This window comes from Spirillospora sp. NPDC049652 (assembly GCF_040675125.1).
Taxonomy (GTDB): Bacteria; Actinomycetota; Actinomycetes; order Streptosporangiales; family Streptosporangiaceae; genus Spirillospora.
The window spans coordinates 1-3,091 of sequence record NZ_JBFAOF010000865.1 but is presented as its reverse complement, the minus strand read 5'-3'; the positions used below and the strand labels follow the sequence as shown (position 1 = coordinate 3,091).

The window sequence follows — 3,091 nt, the reverse complement described above, 5'->3', positions numbered from 1 at the left end:
GGACGGGGTCCCGGCCCGGTGATCACGGTGCGCCGCCGGGCCGTGACAGCCGGGGCCGCGGGCCGTGGTACGGTTGATAGTCGCCGGGACGAGGTCCCGGCGCGGCGGGCTGCACCCTCAGTGCGGCCCGCACACGCATCCCTGACGCATCATGCGGACCCCGGGCGGCCGGGGCCTGCGGATGACGAGAACACAGAAGGAGCCACGTGTCGCTCGACACCGCCACCAAGAACAAGATCATCTCCGAGTACGCGACCACTGAGGGTGACACCGGTTCCCCGGAGGTCCAGGTCGCGCTGCTGACCAAGCGGATCAACGACCTGACCGAGCACCTCAAGGAGCACAAGCACGACCACCACAGCCGCCGTGGTCTGCTGCTGCTGGTCGGCCGCCGCCGCCGTCTGCTGAAGTACCTGCAGAACAAGGACATCAACCGCTACCGCTCGCTGATCGAGCGCCTCGGCCTCCGCCGATAGCGGTGACAGAGGGGGAGTGGTCCGGATCGGGCCACTCCCTCCTCGCATAGAAAACCCCCATACGTCCCCCGGTTCCTGGGCATGACAGTTCCCGGGGGCACCCGGCCGGTCGGACGACCGGCCGGCCCGGCCGGCCGAGAGGCCGGTCACACAGAAGGAAGCCTCGCGGACACCGCTGCTGCGGCCGGTCCTCGGTAGTGGCCTCCGGATCGCCGCCGGCAACGCGGCCCCGATCCGGACGCTTCGATCGAAGACCGGCACCGCCTGTCAGCACAACGGGAAACGACCGCGAGGCGACGTCAACCGGAAACAGGAGGTTTCCCGTGACCGAAGCTCCGCGCATCGAGGGCGCGACCAGTGCCGAGGCCGTGATCGACAACGGCTCGTTCGGCAAGCGGATCATCCGCTTCGAGACGGGCCGGCTGGCCCGCCAGGCGGCCGGCAGCGCCGTCGCCTACCTGGACGACGAGACCATGGTCCTGTCGGCCACCACCGCGTCGAAGAAGCCCAAGGAGAACCTGGACTTCTTCCCGCTCACCGTGGACATCGAGGAGCGGATGTACGCCGCCGGGCGCATCCCCGGCTCGTTCTTCCGCCGCGAGGGCCGGCCGTCCGAGGACGCGATCCTCACCTGCCGCCTGATCGACCGTCCGCTGCGCCCGTCCTTCAAGAAGGGCCTGCGCAACGAGATCCAGGTCGTCGGCACGATCCTCGCGCTGAACCCCGACGACCTGTACGACGTGGTCGCGATCAACGCCGCGTCCCTGTCCACCCAGCTCGCCGGGCTGCCCTTCTCCGGCCCGATCGGCGGCGTCCGCGTCGCGCTGATCGAGGGCCGGTGGGTCGGCTTCCCGCGCCACTCCGAGCTGGAGCGCGCGACCTTCGACATGGTCGTCGCGGGCCGCCTGCTGGAGGACGGCGACGTCGCGATCATGATGGTCGAGGCCGAGTCGACCGTCGGCACCCTGAAGCTCGTCGGCGAGGGCGCGACCGCCCCGACCGAGGAGACGGTGGCGCAGGGCCTGGAGGCCGCCAAGCCGTTCATCAAGGTGCTGTGCGAGGCGCAGAGCGCCCTCGCCGAGACCGCCGCCAAGCCGACCGCCGAGTACCCGATCTTCCTGGACTACCAGGACGACGTGCTCGCGGCCGTCACCGCCGCCGTCAGCCAGGAGCTGGGCGAGGCGCTGACGATCGCCGACAAGCAGACCCGCGAGTCGCGCCTGGACGAGATCAAGGCCGGCGCCCTGGAGAAGCTCGGCGCCGACTTCGAGGGCCGCGAGAAGGAGATCTCCGCCGCCTTCCGCGCCGTCACCAAGAAGGTCGTCCGCGAGCGGGTCATCCGCGACGGACTGCGCATCGACGGCCGCGGCGTGAAGGACATCCGCCAGCTGTCCGCCGAGGCGCACGTGATCCCGCGGGTGCACGGCTCGGCGCTGTTCGAGCGCGGCGAGACCCAGATCATGGGCGTGACCACGCTGAACATGCTCCGCATGGAGCAGATGATCGACACGCTGAACCCCGAGCGCACCAAGCGCTACATGCACAACTACAACTTCCCGCCCTACTCGACCGGTGAGACCGGCCGGGTGGGCTCGCCGAAGCGGCGCGAGATCGGGCACGGCGCCCTCGCCGAGCGCGCCCTGCTCCCGGTGCTGCCGACGCGCGAGGAGTTCCCGTACGCCATCCGGCAGGTGTCGGAGGCGCTCGGCTCCAACGGCTCGACCTCGATGGGCTCGGTCTGCGCGTCCACGATGTCGCTGCTGGACGCGGGCGTCCCGCTGAAGCAGATGGTCGCGGGCATCGCGATGGGCCTGATCCACGAGGGCGGCGAGTACGTCACCCTGACCGACATCCTCGGCGCCGAGGACGCGTTCGGCGACATGGACTTCAAGGTCGCCGGCACCCGCGACCTCATCACCGCGCTCCAGCTCGACACCAAGCTGGACGGCATCCCCGCCTCGGTCCTCGCCGCGGCGCTGAAGCAGGCCAAGGGCGCGCGGCTGGCGATCCTGGACGTCATGGCCGAGGCCATCGAGGGCCCGGCCGAGATGTCCCCGTTCGCCCCGCGGATCATCACGATCAAGGTCCCGGTCGACAAGATCGGCGAGGTCATCGGCCCGAAGGGCAAGATGATCAACTCGATCCAGGACGACACCGGCGCGGACATCACGATCGAGGACGACGGCACCATCTACGTCGGCGCGACCGACGGCCCGTCCGCCGAGGCGGCGCGGCAGGCGATCAACGCGATCGCCAACCCGCACATGCCGGAGGTCGGCGAGCGGTTCCTCGGCACGGTCGTGAAGACGACCACGTTCGGCGCGTTCGTGTCGCTGCTGCCCGGCAAGGACGGCCTGCTGCACGTCTCGCAGATCCGCAAGCTGCACGGCGGCCAGCGGATCGAGAACGTCGAGGACGTCATCTCGGTCGGCGAGAAGATCCAGGTCGAGGTGACCGAGATCGACCAGCGCGGCAAGCTGTCGCTGATCCCGGTCGAGGTCGCCGAGCGCGAGGCCGCCGACCGCGAGGGCGGCGCCGAGGCGCAGCCGGCGCAGGCCGCCGGCGGCGACGCCCCGCGCCAGGACGCCGGCGACGCCGGTGACGCGGACGGCGAC

2 protein-coding genes are annotated in these 3,091 nt (G+C 70.6%); both read left to right on the top strand.

What is annotated here, in order from left to right; all coding sequences use genetic code 11:
* Positions 1–206 precede the first annotated feature (206 nt).
* Positions 207–476 (top strand): 30S ribosomal protein S15, encoded by a 270-nt coding sequence (gene rpsO / locus AB0J52_RS34005; protein ID WP_117361272.1) that lies wholly within the window; start codon positions 207–209, stop codon positions 474–476.
* A 341-nt stretch (positions 477–817) separates the two neighbouring features.
* On the top strand, positions 818–3,091 hold a 2,274-nt coding region (locus tag AB0J52_RS34000), incomplete at its 3' end, for a polyribonucleotide nucleotidyltransferase (RefSeq protein WP_500186991.1).